This window comes from Ochrobactrum sp. SFR4 (genome assembly GCF_019730395.1).
Taxonomy (GTDB): Bacteria; Pseudomonadota; Alphaproteobacteria; order Rhizobiales; family Rhizobiaceae; genus Pseudochrobactrum.
In genome coordinates, this window is the sequence record NZ_JAAPBB010000002.1 from 1 (window position 1) to 26,620 (window position 26,620).

The 26,620-nt window shown below is 51.8% G+C and carries 22 protein-coding genes; 16 read left to right on the top strand and 6 right to left on the bottom strand.

Annotated features, from left to right (window positions below; translation table 11 throughout):
- Positions 1-206: 206 nt before the first annotated feature.
- The gene (locus HBA93_RS02255) at positions 207-782 is read left to right on the top strand and encodes a hypothetical protein (RefSeq protein ID WP_286201708.1); all 576 of its coding nucleotides are present in this window, start codon (positions 207-209) and stop codon (positions 780-782) included.
- A gap of 393 nt (positions 783-1,175) precedes the next feature.
- Positions 1,176-1,358 (top strand): hypothetical protein, encoded by a 183-nt coding sequence (locus HBA93_RS02260; RefSeq protein WP_121991777.1) that lies wholly within the window; start codon positions 1,176-1,178, stop codon positions 1,356-1,358.
- 64 nt (positions 1,359-1,422) lie between these two features.
- Here HBA93_RS02260 and HBA93_RS02265 read toward each other — a convergent pair whose 3' ends face one another.
- Positions 1,423-2,112, bottom strand: a complete 690-nt coding sequence (locus tag HBA93_RS02265; protein ID WP_221722204.1) for an HAD family hydrolase — start codon at positions 2,110-2,112, stop codon at positions 1,423-1,425.
- Positions 2,113-2,608: 496 nt separating this feature from the next.
- Between HBA93_RS02265 and HBA93_RS02270 the strand changes: the two genes are divergently transcribed.
- Entirely contained in the window at positions 2,609-3,742 is a 1,134-nt protein-coding gene (locus HBA93_RS02270) for a site-specific DNA-methyltransferase (RefSeq protein ID WP_121991775.1), read from the top strand.
- Between the two features lie 178 nt (positions 3,743-3,920).
- On the opposite strand, the gene HBA93_RS02275 is transcribed toward HBA93_RS02270, so the two are convergent.
- A complete protein-coding gene (locus HBA93_RS02275) occupies positions 3,921-4,538 on the bottom strand; it encodes a class I SAM-dependent DNA methyltransferase (protein ID WP_221722205.1) in 618 nt (205 codons plus the stop codon).
- Between the two features lie 17 nt (positions 4,539-4,555).
- Positions 4,556-5,662: an A/G-specific adenine glycosylase gene (mutY, locus tag HBA93_RS02280; protein ID WP_221722416.1), complete on the bottom strand. Its 1,107-nt coding sequence runs from the start codon at positions 5,660-5,662 to the stop codon at positions 4,556-4,558.
- 221 nt (positions 5,663-5,883) lie between these two features.
- On the opposite strand from mutY, the gene HBA93_RS02285 reads away from it, so the two are divergent.
- From HBA93_RS02285 to HBA93_RS02310, 6 genes are all read left to right on the top strand, one after another.
- On the top strand, positions 5,884-6,651 hold the full coding sequence (locus HBA93_RS02285; protein ID WP_121991773.1) for a glycosyltransferase family 25 protein: 768 nt from the start codon (positions 5,884-5,886) through the stop codon (positions 6,649-6,651).
- A gap of 1 nt (position 6,652) precedes the next feature.
- On the top strand, positions 6,653-7,942 hold the full coding sequence (locus HBA93_RS02290; RefSeq protein ID WP_121991772.1) for an O-antigen ligase family protein: 1,290 nt from the start codon (positions 6,653-6,655) through the stop codon (positions 7,940-7,942).
- Positions 7,943-7,951: 9 nt separating this feature from the next.
- Positions 7,952-8,461 (top strand): DUF721 domain-containing protein, encoded by a 510-nt coding sequence (locus tag HBA93_RS02295; RefSeq protein WP_121991771.1) that lies wholly within the window; start codon positions 7,952-7,954, stop codon positions 8,459-8,461.
- A 178-nt stretch (positions 8,462-8,639) separates the two neighbouring features.
- On the top strand, positions 8,640-9,302 hold the full coding sequence (locus HBA93_RS02300; protein ID WP_221722206.1) for a DsbA family protein: 663 nt from the start codon (positions 8,640-8,642) through the stop codon (positions 9,300-9,302).
- Positions 9,303-9,437: 135 nt separating this feature from the next.
- Positions 9,438-12,902 (top strand): chromosome segregation protein SMC, encoded by a 3,465-nt coding sequence (gene smc, locus HBA93_RS02305; protein WP_221722207.1) that lies wholly within the window; start codon positions 9,438-9,440, stop codon positions 12,900-12,902.
- Between the two features lie 162 nt (positions 12,903-13,064).
- Positions 13,065-13,958 carry a cation diffusion facilitator family transporter gene (locus HBA93_RS02310; protein ID WP_122093355.1) on the top strand — a complete coding sequence of 298 codons (894 nt, stop codon included), beginning with the start codon at positions 13,065-13,067 and terminating at the stop codon, positions 13,956-13,958.
- Between the two features lie 58 nt (positions 13,959-14,016).
- Here HBA93_RS02310 and HBA93_RS02315 read toward each other — a convergent pair whose 3' ends face one another.
- The gene (locus tag HBA93_RS02315) at positions 14,017-14,364 is read right to left on the bottom strand and encodes a VOC family protein (RefSeq protein WP_221722208.1); all 348 of its coding nucleotides are present in this window, start codon (positions 14,362-14,364) and stop codon (positions 14,017-14,019) included.
- A gap of 348 nt (positions 14,365-14,712) precedes the next feature.
- On the opposite strand from HBA93_RS02315, the gene ppdK reads away from it, so the two are divergent.
- Positions 14,713-17,379, top strand: coding sequence for a pyruvate, phosphate dikinase (ppdK, locus tag HBA93_RS02320; protein WP_221722209.1), 2,667 nt, complete (start codon positions 14,713-14,715; stop codon positions 17,377-17,379).
- Positions 17,380-17,476: 97 nt separating this feature from the next.
- Positions 17,477-18,355: a polysaccharide deacetylase family protein gene (locus HBA93_RS02325; protein WP_221722210.1), complete on the top strand. Its 879-nt coding sequence runs from the start codon at positions 17,477-17,479 to the stop codon at positions 18,353-18,355.
- 22 nt (positions 18,356-18,377) lie between these two features.
- Here the strand turns inward: HBA93_RS02325 and HBA93_RS02330 are convergent, their stop codons facing one another.
- Complete coding sequence (locus HBA93_RS02330; protein ID WP_221722211.1) at positions 18,378-18,758, bottom strand: hypothetical protein; 381 nt, start codon at positions 18,756-18,758, stop codon at positions 18,378-18,380.
- Between the two features lie 391 nt (positions 18,759-19,149).
- Between HBA93_RS02330 and HBA93_RS02335 the strand changes: the two genes are divergently transcribed.
- A complete protein-coding gene (locus tag HBA93_RS02335) occupies positions 19,150-19,998 on the top strand; it encodes a DUF1499 domain-containing protein (RefSeq protein ID WP_163026141.1) in 849 nt (282 codons plus the stop codon).
- 90 nt (positions 19,999-20,088) lie between these two features.
- On the opposite strand, the gene HBA93_RS02340 is transcribed toward HBA93_RS02335, so the two are convergent.
- Positions 20,089-21,009, bottom strand: a complete 921-nt coding sequence (locus HBA93_RS02340; protein ID WP_221722212.1) for an MBL fold metallo-hydrolase — start codon at positions 21,007-21,009, stop codon at positions 20,089-20,091.
- 186 nt (positions 21,010-21,195) lie between these two features.
- Here HBA93_RS02340 and puuE point away from each other — a divergent pair, with 186 nt between their 5' ends.
- From puuE to xdhB, 4 genes are all read left to right on the top strand, one after another.
- Entirely contained in the window at positions 21,196-22,113 is a 918-nt protein-coding gene (gene puuE, locus HBA93_RS02345; RefSeq protein WP_221722213.1) for an allantoinase PuuE, read from the top strand.
- 1 nt (position 22,114) lies between these two features.
- Positions 22,115-22,621, top strand: coding sequence for an ureidoglycolate lyase (locus HBA93_RS02350; protein ID WP_221722214.1), 507 nt, complete (start codon positions 22,115-22,117; stop codon positions 22,619-22,621).
- Positions 22,622-22,770: 149 nt separating this feature from the next.
- On the top strand, positions 22,771-24,252 hold the full coding sequence (gene xdhA / locus HBA93_RS02355; RefSeq protein WP_221722215.1) for a xanthine dehydrogenase small subunit: 1,482 nt from the start codon (positions 22,771-22,773) through the stop codon (positions 24,250-24,252).
- Positions 24,249-26,618 carry a xanthine dehydrogenase molybdopterin binding subunit gene (gene xdhB, locus HBA93_RS02360; RefSeq protein ID WP_221722216.1) on the top strand — a complete coding sequence of 790 codons (2,370 nt, stop codon included), beginning with the start codon at positions 24,249-24,251 and terminating at the stop codon, positions 26,616-26,618. The genes xdhA and xdhB overlap by 4 nt, the downstream gene beginning before the upstream one ends.
- Positions 26,619-26,620 lie beyond the last annotated feature (2 nt).

Consider the following 26,620-nt stretch of genomic DNA (forward strand, 5'->3'; position numbering starts at 1 on the left):
TTTTTGGATAAAATGCGCGATAACAAAGATGGCGCATTCCAAAAAGTGTGAAACGGTTTTTGGATAAAATGCGCGATGATGAAGAATTTACGCATCCGATAAAGAGTGGAACTCTTCGGAAGATGCGGAAAACGAGACAACAGAACAGTTACGGCGCATTGCCGGAGCGGTTCGCAAACAGGTTCAATATTCAGAAAGACCGGTTTATGCAGAAAACTACCTTCGGACGTTTAAATCCTCTTTCATTGCGGTTTACCCGTTTGGGTGGAGCTGCTTTGCTTGGTTTGTTTGTTGCCGGTTGCTCAACCAGCGGCAGTCAGCAGGGCACTGTGTCCACATCCGGTGAGCAGCGTGTGACACAGGCGGATTTGCAGGCCTATTGTCCGCGCGTCAGCCTGCGTGAGGGAACGTCATTCTTCAGTACCTATGAAAAGGGCGGAAACGGTGACAGCAGCCGTGTGATTTATCAGGCATCGATCAGTGATGTGACACGGGATTGCCGGCGGGATAATGGTACGCTGACAATCACTGTTGCAGCCGCAGGCCGCGTTGTACCAGGGCCGAAATTCCGTAACGGCACAATCAATATGCCGATCCGTGTTGTGGTGATGGAAGGCGATAAAGTGCTCTCCACAAAGCTGCATAAACAGGCAGTTGCGATGAATAATTCACAGTCGGCAACGCAGTTCCTGTTTACGGGGGCGCCGTTCAGCGTGTCTGAAGCATCGGCACGTCAGGTGCAGATCTTTATTGGTTTTGACGAAGGCCCGAACAAGGGGTAATCTGAAGTCACAACAGTTAAAAATGCCGTATTCCTGATAAGGAATGCGGCATTTTTTATTGTGCTGAAGCACAATGCAGATCGGTGATATTGTTAAAACCTGCAGGCAGGCGCGGTATTCTGTCTGGTATTTGCCAAGTGTCTAAAATTAGTGCATAAATTATTTACTATAGGTTCATATTGCCGTGGGTTTTGAAGACCGGAAAATCTGAAAGCTTCTTACGGTAAATAAAACTTTTATCTGAAAAATATTATTTAATATCAATTATTTGCGAATTTTTTGTCAGTGATTTGTCCGGCTTCCGGATCCGCTTACGGGAAAATACCGCCTGTTCATCGTTAAAGCGATGAAAGAATGAAACTATTTGTAATCTCTAACGTTTAGACTGCTGACATGATGACAGTATATGAACTCATTCAGGAACCAACCGACACCTGGGCCATTTTTGAAATGGATTCCGGTGAACCGGTTATGATTGAAGGCCGTCCGATGATTGGTCTCAGCGAGGCAGAAGCACAGCAGATTTATGCTGCACTGACTGCTCCCGTGAAAGACGCGAAGAAATCAGCAGCCTGATCATCACGATATAAAAAAAGGGCGTGCTGCAAGCACGCCCTTTTTTGCATATTTCACGAAGTTATCAGAAGCCTTCGTTCCACTCTGCCATAGCTTCAATCACGGCAGGCAGATCGCGGTGGCGGTTAATTACGGTTTCCGCACCAGCCTCAGTCAGCTTGTCTGCATGACCCGGATAGGTGTGAGCACCGCCGGTAAAACCGATGACCCGCATGCCTGCAGCGCGTGCCGCATGGATGCCATGGCTTGAATCTTCAATCACAAAACAGCGTTTCGGATCGGCGTTGAACTGTTGTGCCGCATAAGTGTAAACATTCGGCGCAGGCTTTGGTTCTTTATTACCAACTTCACGTGATGCATAAATATGCGGGGCAAATGCATCATAAAGCGTTGAACGCTTGAGCATCAGTTCCAGAGATTCCGAATTGGAATTGGAGCAGATGGCTTTCGGATATTTCAGCTGGCTCACCACATCTTCGATACCGTCGACGGTCAGCAGTTCTTTGGTAATCCGCTCTTTCATGATCTTGCGTGATTTTTCAATCAGTGAAGCTGAGATCGGAATAGAGGATTCCCGTTCAATTTCCATCAGAATGCTCGGCCATGTCAGACCGGCAAAACGCTCGGCAATTTCCTCCGGTGAAATCGGATAGCCGGCATCGGTCAGAAGTTCGGATTCGACCTGTGCGGCAATATACTCGGAGTCGACCAGAACACCGTCACAGTCGAAGAGGATCAGCTGGGGTTTTGACATGAAAAATCCGTAAATGTTCAGAAGCTGCAAAAGCCGGAACAGGGTTCTGCAACAAAGGGGAGGGAGGACGAGCACTGTTTATACTAAAAGCATTTCCAGCAAAAGTGGGAACCGGTTTTGCGTAGGATAATGCGTATAAGTGAAAAATTAGAGCAGTCCAACAATTCAGCCTTAACTGGGCTGCTCTAAAACGATTGAGGGTCAAAATGATAAAAGAAATTGCCGGCTCTTCTGTGTTTCATCAGCAAGGCAAATCAGCAAGCAAAATCGGGTGGTTTGTGGTGCCTGATTTTAAGCTTTGGAGCCGCAATTTTGCCAAGTGTTAAAAATTACTAAACATTTACAGTGGTTTGTGAGTACTATTTTGTGTTGATTTTAAAGAAAATTGACGATTTTCGCGCTTCATAACGGTTTTTAACAATTCGATTAACCCCATGTTTACCCTGTTCGGTAACCATAAGGACAGTAAAGCGTTCCTATGTTTAGCGAGTATCACATGTCCGTTGTTCGTCTTGTGAAAGATCTGCCAGAAGCTGCACCGCGCTCGGTCTGGCTCGATACAATTCTTAAGGGTGACTGCGTAGCTGCGCTCGATCGTTTGCCGGATCATTCGGTAGATGTGATCTTTGCTGATCCCCCTTACAATCTTCAGCTTGAAGGTGCTCTGCACCGTCCGGATCAGACCAAGGTCAATGCAGTTGACGACCATTGGGATCAGTTCGACAGTTTTCAGGCTTATGATGCCTTTACCCGTGCATGGTTGCTGGCCTGCCGCCGTGTGCTGAAGCCAAACGGCACCATCTGGGTTATCGGCTCCTATCATAATATTTTCCGCGTCGGCGCATCGCTGCAGGATCTGGGTTTCTGGATGCTCAACGATATTATCTGGCGTAAAACCAATCCGATGCCGAATTTCCGTGGCCGTCGTTTCCAGAATGCGCATGAAACGCTGATCTGGGCATCCCGTGATCAGAAGAGCAAAGGCTATACGTTTAACTACGAAGCCATGAAAGCCGCTAATGATGATGTGCAAATGCGCTCTGACTGGCTGTTTCCGATTTGCACCGGCGGAGAGCGTCTGAAGGATGATAACGGCGATAAGGTTCATCCGACTCAAAAGCCGGAAGCATTGCTTGCCCGTATTCTGATGTCCTCATCGAAGCCTGGTGATGTGATCCTCGATCCTTTCTTTGGCTCCGGCACCACCGGTGCGGTTGCCAAGCGTCTCGGCCGTCATTTTGTCGGTATTGAACGTGAGCAGTCTTACATTGATGCGGCAACCAAGCGTATCGAAGCTGTTGAGCCTTTGGGCAAAACCGAGCTGAAAGTTATGACCGGCAAGCGTGCTGAACCACGCGTGGCTTTCGTCAGCGTGATTGAAGCCGGCCTGCTGCGTCCGGGTACAGTTCTGTGTGATACCAAACGTCGTCATGCAGCGATTGTTCGTGCAGACGGTACCCTGTCTGCCAATGGCGATGCCGGTTCCATTCACCGCATGGGTGCCAAAGTGCAGGGCTTTGATGCCTGCAATGGCTGGACATTCTGGCACTATGAAGAAAATGGTGTGTTGAAGCCTATTGATGCACTGCGTGCCGAGATCCGTGTGAATATGGCTCAGGCTGGCTCATAAGCCACTGCTTCATAAAACGAAGGGCAGAATACCGGCACCCGATACTGGTGTTTTCTACAGTATTTTGCGCTGGCCGGATATGTTTATCACAGGCCACGCATAATTATCGGACTGACCTCCAGAGATGTCTGATCTTTAAAGCGCCGGTGCAGCACCGGCGCTTTTTTTATGGGCTGCTTCAGGTGGTTTTACGGCAGAGCCATACTGTGTGATTGCCGCAATGCGGGTCATTCTCCACATATTGCATAACGTCAAAACCGTTGTCGGACAAAAGCGTGCGATATTCTTCCGGTGCGAGGCTGGAGTGATACAGTGGCTGGCCTTCAAGAGTGCCGATTGCTTCGCCATTTGAAGTACCACTGGTAAACATCAAGACGGCATCCTCTTGAGCGTGTACTGCAAAGCGGGGGAACATCCGGCGCTGCTCATCGCGTTGCAGATGGAAAAAACTGTTCCATGCGAGCATGCCGTCAAATTTCTGCGGCAGAGATAGCTCACGCATATCTGCGACCAGCCATTGCTGCTGCGGGAAGCGGGTGCGGCAGATGTCTATCAGGCTGGCAGAACTGTCGACGCCGGTCAGCTGAAAGCCTGCCCGGATCAGGTGGCCAGCCATAGGTTCGCCTGCACCGCAGCCAATATCCAGAACTGAGCCTTGATGAGGTAATAGGCTGGTAAAATGTTTCAGCCATTGGGTTTCCATCAGGCCTTTGGCAGCATTGTCACGCCGGATATGATCCCATTTCTGCGCATGAGTTTCATATAGCGGAATAATGTTTTCTGCGTCTTTGGACATAGCATTTTTCCGGTTGTTTAGTTGAAGGCGTCAGGAAGAGCCGCACTGATGGCTTTTTTCATCACTGTCGGCAGCGCTTCTTCGCTAAGGTTGTCCTGAGCAACCCACCAGCTGTTATTGCTTGGCGGTACTACAGTGACATCGGCCTTATAAACGCTGAGACGCAACTCAAAATGTGTAAAAATATGGGTGATGCTGCCACTTGACTGCCACTGCGCTGCAAAAGGAGCATGCTCTGCACTGGTTAGTTGCGCAATATGCTCAGGTGCTGTGCTTTCCTCCGCTGCAATCCAGTCACTGTTGGGTACTTCGCTCATACCGGCCAGCAAACCTTTGTCAGGGCGTTTGCGCAGATAGACTTCACCTTGAGGGGACACAATAATAAAGGCCGCACCATAGCGGACAGGCCGCACCTTTTTCGCTGCTTTCACAGGATATAGCTCCGGTTCGCCTTCCACGAGTGCTTCGCAATTTTCATTCAACGGGCAGAGAATGCAGGCCGGTTTTTTGGGTGTGCAGATCGTGGCACCGAGATCCATCATCGCTTGTGCAAAATCACCGGGGCGGGTTTGCGGAGTGAGTTGCTCTGTAAATTGGCGAATTTCACTCTTGGCCTGAGGCATCATGGTTTTGATCGCAAACAGGCGGCTGACCACGCGCTCGACATTACCGTCAACAACTGCAGCCGGAATATCAAAGGCAATGGCGGCAATGGCGGCAGAGGTGTAATCGCCGATGCCCGGCAATTGTTTGAGACCTTCCACACTCGCCGGAAACTGCCCTTTATACTGAGAGGCCACCATATCCGCGCATTTTTTTAAATTGCGGGCTCGGGAATAATAACCAAGTCCAGCCCAACCGCGCAGCACATCGTCTTCAGTGGCAGCTGCAAGCGACTGCACGTCCGGCCACAGGCCGGTAAATTTCAGAAAATAAGCTTTAACCGCTTCAACCGTCGTTTGTTGCAGCATGACTTCCGATAACCAGATGCGGTAAGGGTCAGGACGCACACCTTGTCTGTGCTCAACGGGAGTTACACGCCATGGCAAAATACGGTGATGACGATCATACCATGCCAGCAGCTTTTGCGCAGGAGCATTATCTCCTGACACGGACAAAGGCATCGTTGAATTGTTATTGGTGAAGGCTTGGAGGCGCTTTTTCGTCATATTGTGTCAATAAATGATCTGTTTTCGGAATGCACCGGAAATTATTTTTAGCTTGTGCTTACAATGTGAAACCGTTTTGATTATGCAACAGATAGTTTGACTATTGAAATATTGCTGAATAGCACAATTTTATAAACCTCATTTTGTTGATGGAATAGTATCCGAAAGGCTTGATATTGCAGAACAAACAAAGCTTTCCGGTCTATGTTCTCAATCTTGACCGTTCAAAAGACCGCTGGGATTCGTTGCTTGATCATGCACAAAAAAACGGTATTACGCTTCAGCGCGTGCCGGCGATTGACGGTAAATTGCTCGCAGAAGCGGATAAACGCTGTTTTGATGATGCGGCTTTCCGACGCGATCACGGGAAGGTTGCCTCTTCTGCGGAGATTGGCTGCTATTTCAGTCATATGAAAGCTCTGGAAATGATTGCAACCGGCGATGCGCAAGCCGGAGTGATTATTGAAGATGATATCCGGTTTTCTGAAGCATTTGTTCCGGTTGTTGAAGCCGCAACGGACTTGCAGGGCTGGGATGTTATCAAGCTTATCCATAACCGTCTTGTAGGCTTTCGCGCGGTTGAAAATCTCACAAATGATGTGGCGATCGGGCGTACTACCCACGGACCGCTTGGCAATGCCGGAGCCTATATTGTTTCAAAGGAGGGGGCCGCAAAAGTGCTTAAGGCACTGCAGGTGATGCATCTTCCCTATGATGTTGCACTGGAACGCGGCTGGGCGGGTTCGTATGATTTCTTCACTGCCAGCAGGGCTGTGGTGAGCAATGCCAATGAAAGCGCTTCAACAATATCCGAGGATATTAAAACCTATTCACGGGCAAAATTACCGGCCCATAAACGGATCGGTACATTATTCTTTCGTATGAAAGACTATTTGCAAAGACTGTTTTACAGTTTCCAAAAAACGAATATCCGGCAACGGTGATATGCGAATTCTGCAAAAAAACTTTCTGATACGCCGCCGTATTGATCTCTGGCTTTTATGTCTGGCGGCAATAGCAATGCCGGTCCGTTATGCTCTCGGGCCGATTATCCTGTTCGTGTATAGCTGTATCGGTTGCTATCTGGCTTTGTACAAACATCGCTGGCACCGGATGTATGGTGCGCATTTTTATGTCCTGATATCTGCCTATATGATCTGGAGCCTCAGCCTGATGGCATGGCGTGGTGAACTCAGCATCGCTAACCGGCAGGTGGGATATGTACTGCTGTTATGGCTCTATTCCTTTGCCGGACTGGGGATGGTTCTCATCCGTGATCCGCTAAAAATACTCGCATTCGGCTCCCGCATCGGGATCATTTTGTGTGCAGTAGTGGTTGCAGGAGAGGCGTTATTATGGGGTGGCCGCATCGGTGTTGGCGGTAATCCTGCTGTTTTTGCCTATGCAGCAGCAATTTCGGCAGTTGCAGCAACATTACCGATAAAAAATGCTCCTCGTCTTTTACCGAACGGGCCATGGTATCTGATCATTGGTACAGGGATTGTCTTTGCCTCCGAAACCCGTGCAGTTATGATTACGCTGGCCTTGCTGGCAGTATTTGAAATCATTGTGCTGATCGGCCGTATTGCCAGTCATAAGGTAAAAATCGGCAGTTCGCTCATTTTTGCTGCCTGTCTGACCGCCGTCTTTACTGTTGGTCCTGCTGCCGGAGTCCTGTCGCAGCGCTTTGCCGGTATGGTACATTATTATGAAACCGGTGACAGCAGCCAGTGGGCGGATAAATCCTCTGCAGATACACGCGAGCAGATGTGGCGCGGTGCGGTGAAGGTTGTTAAAAAACATCCTTTGATCGGAGTTGGTTCGGAACAGAAAATGCCAGAGGTGCGGGCAGCTCTGGGCGATCAGGCAACTTTGCTTGACGGCTATATCCATGTGCATAATTCAGTTTTTGATGAATTACTGGTCAATGGTGCAATCGGCTTTCTGTTGCTGCTGGCAGCGGCAATATCCGGCTTCATTTTCTTCTGGCGGAATAATTCAGACTGCACGGTCCGGCGTGTGTTGATTTATTTCACAATCAGCTGGGGCAGCTATGCTATGCTGCATAATCCGCTTCTGCATGAGACCAGTATTGCTGTGACTATGTTCTTTTTTAGTGTGGTTTATGCGGGTACAAGTCGCAATATTTTGCGACGCAACAGTGAAGCCCGCAATGCTCTCGCATTTTATAACCGAGAAGAATCATCGCCCGTTGCGGCAATAAAACCGGCATAAAGGACAGAGATGAGCAGAGAGGAAAAATCGGGTTTTAAACCTCTGGCAGACACGGCCGGTAGCGTGCTCGATCCTGTTTTGCGCAAACGTGCCGGTATTAATTTGTCGCTGATACAGGCATGGGAAGATGTGGTTGGTCCGCAGATCGGCGCGCAGTCGCGTCCGTTGCGCATTCTCTGGCCACGGCGCGCCCATGAGGATGATCCGTTTCAGCCGGCAACGCTGATTATTGGTTGTGAAGGTATGGCGGCGATGCGCATTCAGCATTCCAGCGGCGAGATCATCAATCGTGTGAATTCTTTTCTGGGCTTTGCAGCTATTGCCCGCATCCGTATTGAGCAAAAATCCGTTGCTCCGGCAGCGCAACGCAAAGTCACGCCACTGATGCCGGTTGGTGCGCCTGCCGAGAAAAAGCTGGCGCAGGCAACAGTCGGTATTGAAGATGAGGCTTTACGTGCTTCATTGATGCAGCTTGGTCGTAATATTCTGGCTGAAAAGGCCAATAAAAAGCCGCGCTAGAGCATTTGTGAGCTAAAAGCAGGAGCCGCTCTAGCCATAGTGCGTAATGGCAAGTTATTGCCCGTTAAGTCTCTGTAGACGCACTGTTTATTAAAAACTCTTAAGCTGCCTGACAAAATTCGGGCATTTTGCTCTACTATCGAAAATTAATAGCAACGTGAATGAACGGGTGATTCGTATGATGTCTCAACTGAACCGCAGACAGCTTCTTGGAACTGCAGCTCTTGCAACTGCGGCATTGTCTGTATCTGCTGCCGGCAGTGCTGTGGCACAGACAGATGTCCCGAAGTCTGACGGCTCTGTCGATATGAAAAAACTGCTCGAAAAAGGTGCACTTGAGGATAAAGTGCTGGGGCAGGCTGATGCACCGGTAACAATCGTTGAATATGCATCTATGACATGTTCGCATTGTGCGGCTTTCGCTGTGAATACCCTTCCGGCAATTGAAGAAAAATACATCAAGACCGGCAAAGTACGTCTGATTTTCCGCGAATTCCCGTTTGATCCGCGTGCAACGGCTGCTTTTATGCTGGCACGTTGCGCACCGGATGACCGCTATTTCCCGATGGTGGATGTGCTGTTTAAACAGCAGATGCAGTGGGCTGCGGCCGATGATGCACAGGCTGCATTGCTGCAAATTTCAAAACTGGCCGGTTTTACACAGGAGACATTCAATGCCTGCTTGACGAACCAGCAGCTTCTCGATGATGTGAATGCGGTTCGTGAACGTGGCGCTGAGTTCGGAGTGAATGCAACGCCTACATTCTTTATTAATGGTCAGAAATATTCCGGAGCTCTTTCGGTTGAACAGATGTCGGCAGTTATCGACTCTATGCTCTGAACCTGATGCATATTCATGCAGCGGGGGCTTTTTTGCGCCCGCTGCATTTTCATATTTAAAAAAAATAGTGTCTGATTTTATTCCGCTCTTTATCGCTTTGTTTTTACCGCGTCCGGTTGCACGGAGTGCCGGCTGATGCGTTTTACCAAGCTGCGCCTTCTCGGATTTAAATCTTTTGTCGAGCCGATGGAATTCGTCATTGAAGGCGGATTGACCGGTGTTGTCGGACCGAATGGCTGCGGCAAATCCAATCTCGTTGAAGCCCTGCGCTGGGTTATGGGTGAAAACTCCTATAAGAATATGCGCGCTTCCGGCATGGACGATGTTATTTTCTCCGGTTCCGGCACACGTCCTGCACGCAACAGTGCGGAAGTCACACTCTTTCTCGACAATAGCGACCGCTCTGCTCCGCCATCCTATAATGACGTGGATGAGCTGCAGGTCTCGCGCCGTATTGAGCGTGAATCCGGTTCTGTCTATCGCATCAATGGCAAGGAGGTCCGTGCCAAAGATGTGCAATTGCTGTTTGCTGATCAGTCTACAGGCGCGCGCTCACCATCTATGGTCGGGCAGGGGCGTATTGGTGAATTGATTCAGGCCAAGCCGCAGGCAAGACGTGCATTGCTGGAAGAGGCTGCCGGTATTTCCGGTCTGCATTCCCGCCGCCATGAAGCCGAATTGCGTTTGCGTGCTGCTGAAACCAATCTTGAGCGTCTGGAAGATGTGGTTGGCGAACTTGGCACACAGATCGAAAGCCTGAAACGCCAGTCGCGCCAAGCCAATCGTTTTCGTGCACTCTCTGCGGATATTCGTGCGGCAGAAGCGATTTTGCTGCATCTGCGCTGGTCGCAGGCCAAGCAACACGAGGGTGAGGCACAAAGCGCGCTGTCTACGGCAACATCTCATGTTGGGGCCATGGCGCAGGCGCAGATGATTGCCGCCAAAGAGCAGGCCATTGCCGCGCAGCATCTGCCGGAGTTGCGTAATCAGCAGGCATCCGCATCTGCAGCCTTACAGCGTCTGACGATTGCGGTTTCGCAACTGGATGAAGAAGCGACGCGTCTGACACAGCGCCGGTCTGAGCTGTTAAAGCGTCTTGAACAGCTGAGTTCTGACATCACTCGTGAAGAGCAGATGTTGCAGGAACATGCTGCTGTACTTGAGCGTCTGGACGATGAAGAGCAGGATATTCGTGAGCAGAACGAGGCTTCCGGCGATCGTGCGATTGAAGCGGAAGAACTATTGTCTGCCGCACAGGAGCAATTGCAGGGGCATGAAGCCGAGCTGGCGCAGATTACCTCGGCTCGTGCGGAAGCCGCAGCAGAGCGCACGCAGAGTGAACGGCTGGTACGTGATATTGCCGAGCGTAATGAGAGGCTATCTGCGCAGTTACGCACAGTTGAACAGGATATTGCTGCGCTGGAAAACCAGCTGAAACTTCTGGCCGGTACGGAAGAAAAAGCCGCAAGAGTAGCACTGGCTGAAGAAGCCGTTCAGGCTGCGGAAGAACAGGCGCTGGCTTGCGAAGAAATGGTAGAACTGGCGCGGGAAGCTGAAACCGGCCACCGCCAGCCATTGGCGCATGCGCGCGAAGAGCTGAACCGGATTGAAACCGAAGCACGTACTCTGGCCAGTATTCTCAATAGCGGCCAGTCCTCCACCTATATCGCTGTTGTTGAGCAGATGCAGGTGAAAAAGGGTTATGAGACTGCGCTTGGAGCTGCTTTAGGCGATGATCTCGAAGCGCCGGCTAATCCGCAGGCGCCGGTTTTCTGGACGGATATTGATAACCAGAATAAGCGTGATTTTGGTCAGCTGCCGCAAGGGGCGGTGCCGCTCAGCACTGTGGTGGACGCACCTCCGGTATTGCAGGTACGTTTGTCCCAGATTGGTCTGGTAGACGACAGTGAAGGTGCAAATCTTCAGGCGCAATTACAAAGCGGTCAGCGGCTGGTGAGCCGTGAGGGCAGCCTCTGGCGGTGGGATGGTTTTACAGCACGTTCCGATGCTCCGACTGCCGCCGCACAACGGCTGGCACAGAAGAACCGTCTGGCGGAACTTGAGGCTTCGGCTGTTACTGCGCGCAACCGTGTAACACAGGCTGAAACGGCCTTGCGTCAGGCCGAAACGGCTTTGCGTGAGGCAGTGGAACGTGAGCGCAGCCTGCGTGACCATTGGCGTGCCGCGCAGCGTGAACTGGCGCAGGCGCGTGACATATTGGCGGAGGCCGAGCGTGTTGCGGGACAACTATCCAGCAAACGGGCAGCGCTGGATGAGGCGAAAACCCGCCTTAGCGATAGTCTGGAAGAAAACACCATTCAGCTCGAAGAAGCACAGATCAGGCTTGATGATCTGCCGGATCTGGCTGCATTGAACCTGAAAATGACATCGCTGACCACGCAGGTCATGGCCGATCGCGCTGCAATGACTGAAGCACGAGCCGCGCATGATAATCTGCGCCGTGATGCAGAGAACCGTCTGCGTCGCTTGGAAATGATCGGGCACGAGCGCAAAAGCTGGCAGTCGCGGGCGGAAAATGCCCGCAGACAGATTACAGCGCTAACAGAACGCAGGGCTGAAACCAGTGATGAAGCGGAAGATCTGGCCGAAGCACCGGCAGATATTGAGGAGCGCCGCCGCGAGCTGCAAAGCGCAGTAGAGGATGCTGATGCGCAACGTAAAGAAACCTCTGACCGCTTGAGTGTTGCCGAAACCGAACAGGCCAAGCTGGATAAGCGCGCAACACTGGCTATTCAGGAGTTGGCCTCATCGCGGGAAATGCGGGCGCGTGCGGAAGAGCGTCTGGCGGCTGCAGAAGAGCGCCGCAAAGATACTGAAGCACGTATTGTTGAGGTGCTGAATTGTGCACCGCACGAAGCCTTCCGGCATACAGGTCTGAATACCGGTGATCCGCTGCCGGATATGGATCAGACCGACCGTCAGCTTGACCGGTTGAAGATTGAGCGTGAACGTCTCGGTGCGGTAAACCTTCGTGCCGAAGAAGAACAACGGGAATTGTCCGAACGGCAGGATGCGATCATCAATGAACGCGAAGACGTTATCGAGGCGATCAAAAAACTGCGTCAGGCCATTCAGAGCCTGAATAAAGAAGGGCGTGAGCGCCTTCTGGCTGCGTTCGATGTGGTCAATGAGCAGTTCCAGCGTCTGTTTACGCATCTTTTCGGTGGCGGTACTGCGGAGCTGCAATTGATTGAATCGGAAGACCCGCTGGATGCCGGTCTGGAAATTCTGGCACGTCCTCCGGGTAAGAAACCGCAGACCATGACATTGCTTTCCGGCGGTGAGCAGGCGCTGACAGCAATGGCGCTGATCTTTGCAGTGTTCCTCACCAATCCCGCGCCGATCTGCGTGCTGGATGAGGTGGATGCACCGCTTGATGATCATAATGTGGAACGCTATTGCAATCTGATGGATGAAATGGCCGCTTCCACACAGACGCGTTTTGTTATCATTACCCATAATCCGATTACCATGGCGCGCATGGATCGTTTGTTTGGTGTGACCATGGCCGAGCAGGGCGTGAGCCAGCTGGTTTCTGTTGACCTGCAAACCGCTGCTGCCATGCGCGAAGCCGTTTAAATATCTGCTGCTAATAGCTTTTTTGTTACAACATTGCCGCTGTTAAATTGAGCTTATCGACTTTTCTCCTGAATTGCTGAATTCAGTAGACACCCCATCTGAATGTTGAAATAGTCTTGTATATTAGAGGTGTGTAAGCTTCTTTGAAGCAAAGGGTTGGTAATGAGCGGTGATCATAATCATGCGGATGTGAGTGCAACGCCTATCCCCAGGCTTTGGCTTGCTTTAGGCCTGACCGGTAGTTTCATGATTGCCGAGATTATCGGCAGTTATATTACCGGAAGTCTGGCACTGCTGTCTGATGCCATGCATATGGCGACGGATACTTTCGCTCTGGCACTTGCGCTAATCGCGATTTATCTGGGACGGCGTGCGGCGGATATTTTCCGTACCTATGGCTATTCCCGTTTTGAAATTCTGGCGGCAGCAATCAATGCCGTGCTGTTATTGCTCGTCGCATTCTATATTCTCTATGAAGCTTATGAGCGTCTGTATCAGCCTGCAGAAGTACAGTCTGTCGGCATGATGGTTGTTGCGGTTTTCGGGCTGATTGTGAACCTCATTTCAATGCGGCTGCTCAGCGGCAAGAAGGATGAGAGCCTGAATGTCAAAGGCGCTTATCTTGAGGTTTGGGCGGATATGCTGGGCTCTGTCGGTGTCATCGCCGGCGCGGTGATTATCTATCTGACGGGCTGGCAATGGGTGGACTCGGTTATTGCTGTCGGTATCGGTTTCATGGTGTTTCCGCGCACATGGGTGCTGCTCAAGGAATGTATCAATATTCTGCTGGAGGGCGTGCCGGTCGGACTGGATTTGCGCAAGCTGGAACAATCTGTGTTGGGCGTTTCAGGTGTTGCGGAACTGCATGATCTGCACGTCTGGTCGCTGACCAAAAGCCAGCATTCCCTGACCGCACATATTGTGCTGCAACCTGAGGCGAATGGTGAAACGGTGCGCCGTGCAGTTGAGCAGGTGTTGCAGGAGCAATATGATCTCCATCATACGACTTTGCAGATGGAAGCGGAAAACTGCGCCCGTGAGGAAGATATTCACTAAACGAGCATGGCATCATTTCTGGTGCCATGCCTGTTATTAATACGGTATCTGATAAGGCTTAATTCTCGCTCCACACGGCCAGTTCATTACCGGACGGATCAGTGAAGTGGAACCGGCGGCCACCGGGAAAACTGAATATAGGTTTGACAATTTTGCCGCCTGCTTTTTCAACATCAATCAGTGTCTGTTCCAGATACTCAGAATAGAGCACCGGCAGTGGCTTGGCATTTTTCGCCTCATCGCCCTGATAAAAACCACCGTCTAATCCTTCGGAGTGGGCGGCATAATCGGGGCCGTAATCGGTGAAGCTCCAGCCGAAGGCATCAGCGTAAAAGGCTTTGACGTCCTTCAGACCGCTCTGGCCTGCAGGCATTTCTATATAGTCGAGTTTTCCGGTTTTACGCATATTGATCCCCGAAACAAGGTTGAGAATGGCACTTCTTGATAGCAGATTCCGTATCGTTTTCATGTGCCGGAATCAAACTCTCAGCTGATTCCGTTAAGTTGCGGAAATGCAGATGAAATCGCTTTCTGTGCCGCCGTAAATTATTCATCTGTTCAGACAATAAACCGGAAACGAATTCCGCAAAATCGATTTAAACAAATATACAAGCATTGCGTTGCGCTTTGTTACCGTTTTTCTGTATTTTTCAGTAGCCCGCGGCAGTGCTATCGCTTAAGCAGAATGCGTGTATCCGGTATCGGTTATCATGACTTACATTCAGCCTGAGCCGGACATAACAGGAGGACGGGAATGGTTAAGTGGGTATATCACTTCGGTGACGGCAAAGCTGATGGCGCTGCAAGTGATCGTAATCTTCTGGGCGGTAAAGGTGCGAACCTTGCTGAAATGAGCAGTCTCGGACTGCCGGTGCCTCCGGGCTTTACCATTACCACCGATGTCTGCACCTATTATTACGACCATGACCGGACTTATCCTGAAATTCTGAAAGATCAGGTCAAAGCTGCGCTGGAACATATCACTGCGCTGACCGGTCGCCGTCTGGGAGATGCAACCCGTCCGCTTCTGGTTTCAGTTCGTTCCGGTTCCCGTGCATCCATGCCGGGTATGATGGATACGGTGCTTAATCTCGGCCTCAATGATGATACGGTTGCTGCAATCGCAGCCGAGGCCAATGATGAGCGCTTTGCCTATGACAGCTATCGTCGCTTCATTCAGATGTATTCGGATGTGGTGCTGGGCGTTGACCATTCCTTCTTTGAAGAAATTCTCGATGATGCCAAAGCCAGTCTCGATCTGGATGTCGATACCGATCTGACTGCAGACGACTGGCGCGGTGTGATCGACCAGTACAAGGCCAAGGTTGAGGAAGAGCTGGGTGAGCCGTTTCCGCAGGATCCGGAAGCGCAGCTTTGGGGTGCGATCTCCGCCGTGTTCTCCTCATGGATGAATGCCCGCGCGATCACCTATCGCCGCCTGCACAATATTCCGGAAAACTGGGGCACTGCCGTTAATGTGCAGGCCATGGTCTTCGGCAATATGGGTGATACATCGGCAACCGGCGTGGCCTTTACCCGTAACCCTTCCACCGGTGAGCGCAAGCTCTATGGCGAATTCCTCGTTAATGCGCAGGGCGAAGATGTGGTGGCCGGTATCCGCACCCCGCAGAATATCACCGAAGAAGCCCGTATTGAGGCCGGTTCCGAGCGTCCGTCGCTTGAGAAACTCATGCCGGACGCATTTGCTGAATTTCTTAAAATCGCTGATCGTCTGGAGCAGCATTACCGCGATATGCAGGATCTGGAATTCACCATTGAACGCGGCAAGCTCTGGATGCTGCAGACCCGTTCGGGTAAGCGCACTGCTAAAGCCGCGCTGAAAATGGCCGTGGAAATGGTCGGGGAAGGGCTGATCGGCAAAGAAGAAGCCGTCAACCGTATTGATCCGGCATCGCTGGATCAGCTGCTGCATCCGACCATTGATCCGAGAGCCGAACGCCATGTCATCGGTATCGGCCTGCCAGCCTCTCCTGGGGCGGCAACCGGTGAGATCGTGTTCTCTTCGGAAGATGCGGAACAGCTGAAATCAGAAGGTCGCAAAGCCATTCTGGTGCGCATTGAAACCAGCCCTGAAGATATTCACGGTATGCATGCGGCGGAAGGTATTCTGACCTCGCGCGGCGGCATGACCAGCCATGCGGCCGTGGTTGCGCGTGGTATGGGTAAGCCTTGTGTTTCCGGTGCCGGTACGCTGCGTATTGACTATCGCAATGGTACGATGCTGACCGCAGGCGGTACGTTCAAAAAAGGCGATATCATCACCATTGACGGCGGCAGCGGGCAGGTGCTGAAAGGCACTGTAGCGATGCAGCAGCCGGAGCTCTCCGGTGACTTTGGCAAGCTGATGGTTTGGGCAGATGAAGCCCGCCGCATGAAAGTACGCACCAATGCGGAAACACCGGCGGATGCCCGTGCAGCGCGATCCTTCGGTGCGGAAGGGATTGGCTTGTGCCGTACCGAGCATATGTTCTTCGAGGGGCCGCGTATTCTCGCTATGCGTGAGATGATTTTGGCGTCGGATGAAAAAGGCCGCCGTGTTGCGCTGGATAAACTCCTGCCGATGCAGCGTGATGATTTCACCGAGCTGTTTGAAATCATGCAGGGGCTGCCGGTCACAATCCGTCTGCTCGATCCGCCATTGCATGAATTCCTGCCTAAGACTGCGGAAGAAATCGCCGAAGTCGCCAATGTCATGGGCGTTGATGTCGACAAACTGACCGAGCGTGCGGAAAGCCTGCATGAGTTTAACCCGATGCTTGGACATCGCGGTTGCCGACTGGCTATTTCCTATCCGGAAATTGCTGAAATGCAGACCCGTGCGATTATTGAAGCGGCGATTGCCGCTGCCAAAGAGACCGGTGAAGCGGTTATTCCGGAAATTATGGTGCCGCTGGTCGGTATCAAAGCCGAGCTGGATTTTGTGAAAGCGCGGATTGATAAAGTGGCCGCACAGATCATTGCCGAGAGCGGCGTGCAGGTTGATTATATGGTTGGTACCATGATCGAACTGCCGCGTGCAGCCTTACGGGCAGGGGAACTGGCCGAGACGGCTGAGTTCTTCTCCTTCGGCACCAATGACCTGACACAGACCACTTTTGGTGTATCGCGTGATGATGCTTCATCCTTCCTCACCCAATATCAGGCGCTGGGCATTATCGAGCAAGATCCGTTTGTAACGGTGGATTTCGACGGGGTCGGCGAACTGGTGCAACTGGCCGCTGAGCGTGGTCGCAAACAGCGGGCCAATATCAAGCTTGGTGTTTGCGGTGAACATGGCGGCGATCCGGCGTCGATTGGCTTTTATGAAAAGACCGGTCTGGATTATGTGTCCTGCTCTCCGTTCCGCGTGCCGATTGCACGACTGGCTGCGGCGCAGGCAGCCATTGCGGCAGCGAAGTAATTTTGTAAATAATCAGAATGATGCGCCGGATGCTTCATCCGGCGCATTTGTAGTTTATGGTGCTATAAGTTCATCACTGAATCACGAGCCGTGCGAGATGTCTGTCATTAAATCCTTAGTATTGGGCTTAAGCCTGAGCATTGGTACAACTGCTGCGTTTGCAGCGGATGAAGCCTTACTCTCGTCTAAAATTTCGCAGCGCCATCTGATTATTGAGCCGCAGCTTAATCTTGCAGGAAAATCAAATCCGATACAGGTGGCACTGACACTGGATGCCTGTTCGGGCGATGTCGACCATCGTATTCTTGATGTTCTGGTGAGGGAGAAAATTCCGGCGACCTTGTTTGTGACTGCGCGCTGGCTGCGCCGTAATCAGGCGGCGATTGAAGTGCTCAAAGCGCATCCGGATTTATTCGCGATTGAAAATCACGGGGCGGAGCATGTGCCTGCAATTACCGTGCTGAAAACCATGTATGGTATTCCGACAGCCGGTACACCTGCTGCAATTGAAGCAGAGGTCAAAGGCGGTGCGGACAAGATCACTGCAATCTTTGGCAAACAGCCGCAATGGTACCGTGACGCGACAGCCCGTTATTCCACTGATGCAGTGCGCCAGATTGAGGGCATGGGCTATAAGGTTGCCGGTTATTCGCTTAATGGTGATCGCGGCGCATCCCTGCCTGCGGCAACGGTTGCCAAACGTATATCCTATGCCAAAGACGGTGATGTGATTATTTCACATATCAATCAGCCGAAACGTGTCTCCGGTGCCGGTGTGGCAGAAGGTATTCTGGCGCTGAAGAAGAAAGGCGTGCAGTTCAGGCTGCTGCGGGATATGACCGCGCACGCGGCACCGAATGTGGTGAGTGAAACTGCGCCGCCCAATGAATCTGTTTCGCAGAAAGATAATAAAACCCATTCTAAAATAAAGACAAAACCTGCATCGGCAGAGCCTGCTCCGGTCTCTGCGCAATGATATAACAAGTGTTTGAATGATTTCAGAAATCGTTCTTTAGCTTGCCCATAACGGCAGCATAATTGCGGCCGAGGCTTTCAAACAGAACATTATTGCCCGAGAGCGGTGCGTGGGAAAGAGTAATCCCGTCATTCAGTAAAGTAACGAAAACAACCTGATCCTGCATGGCGGACGGCACAAGAATGGCACCGATACGTTGCGCATTGGTAGTGTCCAGCGCAGGCATATTAAACAGGACTTCACCGCCGACAATTTCAGCAGCTTTGGCCAGCGACAGATCAAAGCCATCGGTCAGAACATCCTGAGCGCCGAGGGCAAATTCAACTTCAACTGCTTCTAAAGACGCGTTCTCCTCAGACGCGGCTATCAGGTTTTCGTCGGTGGAGGAGGGCGTTTGCCTCATTGGGGGAGCGTCTCCGGCTGTATAATTCTTCTTATCCGCAAACTGATTGTGGCAGTTTGTGGATTTGATGCAATCTCATTTTAGTGATTTGTTATAATATCATGATAAATAAAAATATTTCTCTTTTATCTATCGTTAATCACAGATCTTTACCTCTTTTGCTACCTGATGAAATGAACAGTTCTTGCAGGCGGTGATGCGGATCGCGTATTGTTTATGCTCGGCAGACCCTGAATATTGTGCGAAGCGCCTTCGCGGGACTGATTTCTTTACCCGCCTCGATGCGTAAAACAAAGAGACAGAGCGGTTTTACGATTCCGTGTTTACCGGAACCGCTCTATAACCGGCAGTGCGGCAAGTGATGCTTGAAAATTATTACATCCGGCGCAAAGTGAGACGTCGTTCCTCGCGGTCGGCGAAATATGCACCGGCTTGCGCTTTAGCCGGTCTGGGGTTGCTCATCGCTGCGGTTACAGCACATCGTTTCGGTTTGATACAGCAGCCGGATCTGGTGTTTATTGTGACACTTGCGGTATTTTTTGCTCTGGTGGCTTTGCTGCTTTCAGCTAAATCTTTTTATAATTTATGGCGCAGCGGCGATGCCGGAGGGCGGCGGGCCATGCGCGCCTGTTTTATCGCGCTGGTCACGTTGACCCCGCCTGCGCTCGTGCTGGGGCAGATCAGCGGCACACCGCGTATTCATGATGTTTCCACCGATCTCGAAAACTCTGTGCAATTCAATACTGTTATGAGTAATGAGCAGGATTTACTACAGGATTATAAGCCGGATTTTCGCGTGCAGCTGCTTCAAAAACTGGGGCTGGGTGATCTGACTGTGCAAAATAGTCTGAGTACCGATGCTGTGCCGGATATGTTGCAGCAAATTTCTGCCTATCCGGAAGTGAGTGGCAGGCAATATGACAGTGCGCAGGATCACGTCTTAAAAGCTGTGCTTAAAGTGTTGAAGGAGCAGGGATTTGCTGTAGGGCGCACGTCCGGTATTGCCGGTGAGGACATGGATGTGAGTGTCGAGGCAACTACCAAAACCTTCATTCTGGGTTTGCACAGCGATGTGGTGGTGCGGCTCAGGGACGAAGCCGAACAAACCACAGTTGATATGCGTTCTGTCTCGCGTTACGGGCGCTATGATATGGGGTTCAATGCCGGATTGATTGATACATTTTTTAATGCACTTGATCTGGAAATGCGCAATGCCGTGCCGGATGCACCGGAAGAATAAGGATTAGAGCGCCGTGCGCCCTTTTGGTGCACAAAAACCGCTCTAACACTTTATATGTACGGCATAATTTTACCTTAAACTGATCCAGGTTTAAGGAATTATGCTGTGAGCCGGCCGGTAGAGACTATCCGGCATTGGGTCGCCATCTGTAACAACCAGCCCGCGAGATACCAGATCTTCCAGATGGGCAAACACCGAAAGCCCCGCAGCGCCAAAGAGGCGCGGATCGGTGTCACGATAGATTGCAGCAACCATCTGAGCGATGGTTTCATCACCCTGCATCACACGCTCGAGTACTGCCCGTTCACGCATCTTACGATGTGTTTTTAGTCCGCGCAAAAAACGGTGCGGTTTGGCAATCGGTGCGCCATGCCCCGGAAAATACAGAACATCCTTTCGTTTGAGCAGCTTTTCCAGAGAGTGCATATAGGCGCGCATTGAGCCGTCCGGCGGTGCGACGATCGTGGTTGCCCATGCCATGACATGATCGGCGGAAAACAGAATGCCACGATCATTCAGGGCAAAACAGGCATGATTGGCCATATGACCGGGGGTATGGATTACCTCTAATGCCCAGTCAGAATTGGTGAAAATCTCACCGTCTTTGGCGCAAATATCAGGTGCAAAATCTGTGTCCACACTGGCATCCAGTGCATTGCTCTCGCCGTCAAATAACGGGCGGGCAGACTGATGCGGGCCCTGTGCAACAATGGTCGCGCCTGTCTCGCGCTTCAGCCTTGAGCTAAGTGGTGAATGATCGCGATGGGTGTGGCTGACAAAAATATGGCTGAGCGGTCTGCCCGCAATGATGCGCAGCAAGGTTTCGAGATGCGCTTCATCTTCAGGCCCCGGATCAATAATGCCGAGCTGGTCTTTGCCGATAATATAGCTGTTGGTACCAAAACCGGTAAATGCATTGGCATTATTCACGGTAACGCGCAGAATATCCGGTGCAATCTGTACCGCTTCACCATAGGCCGGATCAAATTGCGTATCGAATTTCAGAGACATCAAAGAGACTTTCCGGCAGGCATCACGATAATAACAGAGTGTCTATAAAGGCTTTTCGGAGACTTGTCCTGCTTATCCGCCCGATATAGTATAATCGACAATTATTGTTAAAATTGTCGACAATTTAACATTGACAAAAGCGTGGTTGTTTTATCAATCTGCGCAAAGACAATTGGGGAGCAGAATATGCAGAAATGTGGTGATCGGGAATTTATCGGTTATGGCCGTCATACACCGGATCCGCGCTGGCCGAACGGCGCACAGATCGCGGTGCAGTTTGTGGTTAATTATGAAGAGGGCGGCGAAAGCTGCATTCTGGACGGGGATGCCGGTTCCGAATGCCTGCTCTCCGAAATTGTCGGCGCGCAAAGCTGGCCGAAACAGCGCAACCAGAATATGGAATCGATCTACGAATATGGTGCCCGTGCCGGTTTCTGGCGGTTGTGGCGCATGTTCACCAAGCGCAATATGGATGTGACAGTCTATGGTGTGACCAAAGCGATGGAACGTAATCCGGAAGCCGTTGCAGCGATGAAAGAAGCGGGCTGGGAAATCGCCAGTCATGGTCTGCGCTGGCTGGAATATAAGGATTTCACAGAAGAAGAAGAACGCCGTCATATTCAGGAAGCGGTACGCCTGCATACAGAACTGACCGGCGAGCGTCCTTACGGTATCTATCAGGGCAAACCTTCCGACAATACGCTGCAGCTGGTGATGGAAGAGGGTGGTTTTGTCTATTCCGCTGATTCCTATGCCGATGAACTGCCTTATTGGATCGAAGGGCCAAAAGGGCCGCATCTGATCGTGCCTTATACGCTCGACACCAATGATATGCGTTTTGCCACGCCGCAGGGCTTTAATGCCGGTGACCAGTTTTTCAATTATCTGAAAGACACCTTCGATGTGCTTTACCGCGAGGGCGGGGAAGGCGCACCGAAGATGATGTCTGTCGGTCTTCACTGCCGCCTTGTTGGCCGTCCGGGGCGCGCCGCAGCACTGGAGCGCTTTTTGGATTATGTGCAGTCCCATGACAAAGTCTGGGTCGCCAAGCGTATTGATATTGCCCGCCATTGGCACGAAAATCACAAACCGGCAGGGCAATAAAATGGAACTGATCAATTTGCCGGTACAGGCTTTGACGCCGGAAAATTTCGCACCTTTCGGGGATATTATCGAAACCGGTTTGGGTGAAGTTAAGCTCATCAACTGGGATATTACCGAACGTCACCACGCGCTGGCGAAAGCCGATGTTATTGGTGAGGATGCTCATGTTTTGATTAATATCTTCCGCAGCAAGCCTTGGGAGCTGCCGCTGACCATTAAGATGGTTGAACGGCATCCGCTGGGTTCACAAGCCTTTATGCCGCTGAGCGGACGCGACTATCTGGTGGTGGTTGCAGATGATAATAATGGTGTTCCGCACACGCCGGTGGCATTTCTGGCGCGGGGCAATCAGGGCGTGAATTATCACCGCAATGTCTGGCATCATCCGCTGCTGGCACTGGATGAGACTTCGGATTTTCTGGTGGTTGATCGTGGCGGTGCAGGCAATAATCTGGAGGAATATTACTTCCCGCAGCAAAATTTCACGATTTCTGGCAGGAGTATTTGACCATCCGGTCAGATGCTTCGAATCCACATAGTTTAAAAGCGGCATGAAACAGATCGGAAATGTCGCTTTAAAACGCAACTCAAAGCTAATTTGCCGCATTTGTCACGCCACATCTTGACGAGTATTCAGAGGCGTAACAATCTGGTTGTATGACACAGATGATCCGTTTCTTTCTGAATGGTCACCGGCAGGATGTTCAGATCCGGCCAGATACAACGGTTCTGGAATGGTTGCGCGGGGAGGCGCGGCTCAAGGGAACGAAAGAAGGCTGTGCCGAGGGGGATTGCGGGGCGTGCTCCGTTTTAATCGGCACAGATATGGATGCTATTGCGCAGGCTGACACTGCGGCGGGTGAACCACAATCAAACAAGGATGACGGAGCGTTTCGCTACCGCGCTGTTAACAGCTGTATCCTCACAATGGGGCAGCTGGACGGCAAAGCTTTGGTCACAGTTGAGGGGTTAAAAACCACACAGCTTCATCCGGTGCAGGCAGCAATGGCCGAAAACGGTTCGTCGCAATGCGGTTTCTGTACACCCGGTATTGTGATGTCGCTGAGCGGACTGGCTGCGGATTGTGCCAGTACCGGTGCCAAAGCCAACGATCAGCTGATCCATGATACGCTGGCGGGTAATCTCTGCCGTTGCACCGGTTATCGCCCGATTGTCGAAGCTGCACGCAAGGTGATTGCAGAAGGTGGCGCACCGGTAGCACAACCGCTTTCCGGTTCTTTACAGGATATCCGCCCGCAATCGGGTTTCAGCCATAATGGCTCAACCTACCATCAGCCGCAGACACTTAAAGAACTGGTGGAACTGCGCGCGCAATATCCGCAGAGCCTGCTGCTGGCTGGCGGGACTGATCTTGGTGTGGCGCTGGCCGATTATCACAGTGACTGGAATGAAGTGATCTCGACGGCGCATGTGCGTGAATTGCGCGATATCCGTGAGGATGCAACGTCCTTCCGGTTTGGCGCTGCGGTGACATGGGCGGAGGTGCTGAAGACTATCGGCAATCATTACCCGTCACTCACTATTTTGCTGCGCCGTTTCGGCTCTGTGCAAATCCGCAACCAGGGCACGATTGGCGGTAATATCGGCACGGCCAGTCCGATCGGGGACGGGCCGCCAGCGCTGATTGGTCTTGGCGCTGAGATTGAACTGGCTGGTGCTCATGGTAGGCGCACATTGCCGCTGGAAGATTTCTTTCTTGATTACCGCAAAACAGAATTGCGCAGTGATGAGGTGATTGCCTCGGTCACGCTTCCGAAGCTGGCTGCCACACAGGATTACCGCGTTTATAAAATCTCCAAGCGCTACGATCAGGATATTTCCACTGTTTGCGGTGCATTTCGTGTGACGCGTGAGGGCGGTATTGTAACAGATGCCCGTATTGCCTTTGGCGGTATGGCAGCGATACCAAAACGGGTGAAAAGTGCCGAGCAGGCGCTGACCGGCAAGGCGCTGGATGGAGCTGCAGTTGCGGCCTGTGCGCAGACTATTGCCACAGAGCTTGCGCCTTTAAGTGACTGGCGCGGCAGTGCCGAATACCGGCTGATGGTGGCACAAAATCTGGTTGAGCGCCTGCGCCATGATCTGGCCGGTGAAGTGGTGGAGGTGATGGCACTATGATCGCACTTAATCAGCCTTTTCCGACGCCGGAAAACGTAGGCAAAGTCGAGCGCAGTATTGTCGGACATGGTGTTGTTCATGATTCCGCGAGCCGCCATGTGGCGGGTGCCGCAATTTATATTGATGACATGCCGGAGCTGCCGGATACGCTTCATGCGGCTTTTATCTTATCACCGGTTGCCCATGGCCGGTTGAAAAGCATGGATGCTAGCGAGGCTTTGGCGCAGGCCGGTGTTATCGGTATCTGGGATGTGCATGATATTCCGGGCATCAATGATGTTTCGCCGGGGCTTCCCGGTGAACCGCTTTTTGCTGAGGAACTGCTTGACCATCAGGGACGGGCAATTGCGGTGATTGCCGCGACCAGTTTTGAGGCGGCCTATAAGGCAGCCAAGCTGGTGAAGCTGGATATTGAAGAACTGCCACCGGTGCTGGATGTGGAAGAAGCACACCGGCAAAAGAGTTATGTGATTCCGCAACAGGTGGTGCAACAGGGCGATGCCAAAACCGCCATTACCAATGCGGAACATCAGTTTTCCGGCCGTCTTTCCATGGGCGGACAGGATCATTTCTATCTCGAAACCCATATTGCCTATGCCATTCCCGGTGAAAACTGGCCGCAGGAAAACGGCGATATGCTGGTGCATTCCTCGACCCAGCATCCGAGCGAAGTGCAGCATCATGTGGCGCATGTGCTGGGGCTTCATGCCCATGCGGTAGAATGTCAGGTGCGGCGTATGGGTGGCGGCTTCGGCGGTAAGGAGAGTCAGGCGACGATTATTGCCTGTGCTGCGGCACTTGTTGCAGCTAAAACCGGACGCCCGTGTAAAATGCGTCTCAAGCGCCGCGATGATATGATCGCCACCGGCAAGCGCCATGATTTTGTGGTGCATTGGCAGGCCGGAACCGATAGTCGCGGGCGGATCAAAGGACTGGATATTGAGTTTCTTGCCCGCGCCGGAAACCTGCCGGATCTCACAGGGCCGGTGATAGCCCGTGCGCTGACCCATGCTGATAATTCCTACTTCATTGAACATGCGCATTTCATCGGCCATGCTTGCAAAACCAATACTGTGTCCAATACGGCATTTCGCGGCTTTGGCGGGCCGCAGGGAATTATCGCGATTGAAGCGATTGTCGATACGATTGCCCGTGAGTTGAAACTTGATCCCAATCAACTGCGTGCTATCAATTATTACGGTGACGAGACAGGTGATGAAACGCCTTATGGGCAGAAGGTTGAAGATAACCGGCTGGTACAGGTAACCGAAACTCTGCTGAACAGCAGCGAATGGCAAAAACGGCGTGCGGAGATTGATGCCTATAATGCGGGTAATCCGCTGATCCGTCGCGGGCTGGCAATGATGCCGGTGAAGTTTGGTATCTCGTTCAATCTCACAGCGCTCAATCAGGCGGGTGCTCTGGTGCATGTCTATCAGGATGGTTCGGTTTTCCTGAATCATGGCGGCACGGAAATGGGGCAGGGATTGTTTGTCAAAGTCGCGCAGGTGGTGGCTGAAGTGTTCCAGATTGATCTGGACATGGTGCGTATCTCGGCGACAGCGACCGGCAAAGTGCCGAACACCTCAGCAACGGCTGCTTCGACCGGTTCTGATCTCAACGGTATGGCAGCCTTTAAAGCAGCAACGGCAATCAAAAGCCGCATGACTAAGGTCGCTTCAGAACATTATGGTACTGAAGAAAGCGAGATCATTTTCCGTGGCAACCGTGTCTATGCGGGCAATGAATCCATGTCTTTTGGCGAACTTGCCAAACTCACATGGTCAAAGCGTGTGCAGCTTTCGGAAGCTGCCCATTATGCGACGCCGAAAATTCATTGGGACGGCAAGACGATGCGCGGTCGCCCGTTTTTCTATTTCACCTATGGTGCGGCTGTTGCCGAAGTGGCAGTGGATACTCTGACGGGTGAAACGCGCTGCCTGCGGGCGGATATTTTGCAGGATGTCGGCTTTCCGCTTAATCCGGCGATTGATCTTGGCCAGATTGAAGGTGCTTTCGTGCAAGGGATGGGCTGGGTCACTTGTGAGGAGTTATGGTGGGATAAAGCCGGACGGTTACGCACGGCAGGCCCTTCGACCTATAAAATTCCGGGATCGCGTGATGTGCCGGAAATCTTCAATGTGCGGATATTAGAAAATGCACCGAACCGCGAGGAAACGGTATTCCGTTCCAAAGCTATTGGCGAACCGCCGCTGATGCTTGGCATTTCCGTCTGGCTGGCAATCCGCGATGCCATTGCTTCGATTGCGGATCACCAGTTTTCACCGGAGCTGGATGCACCGGCCACACCGGAAACCGTGCTGAAATCGATCATGAAACTGCGCCAGCGGCAAAAGCAGGAATAGTT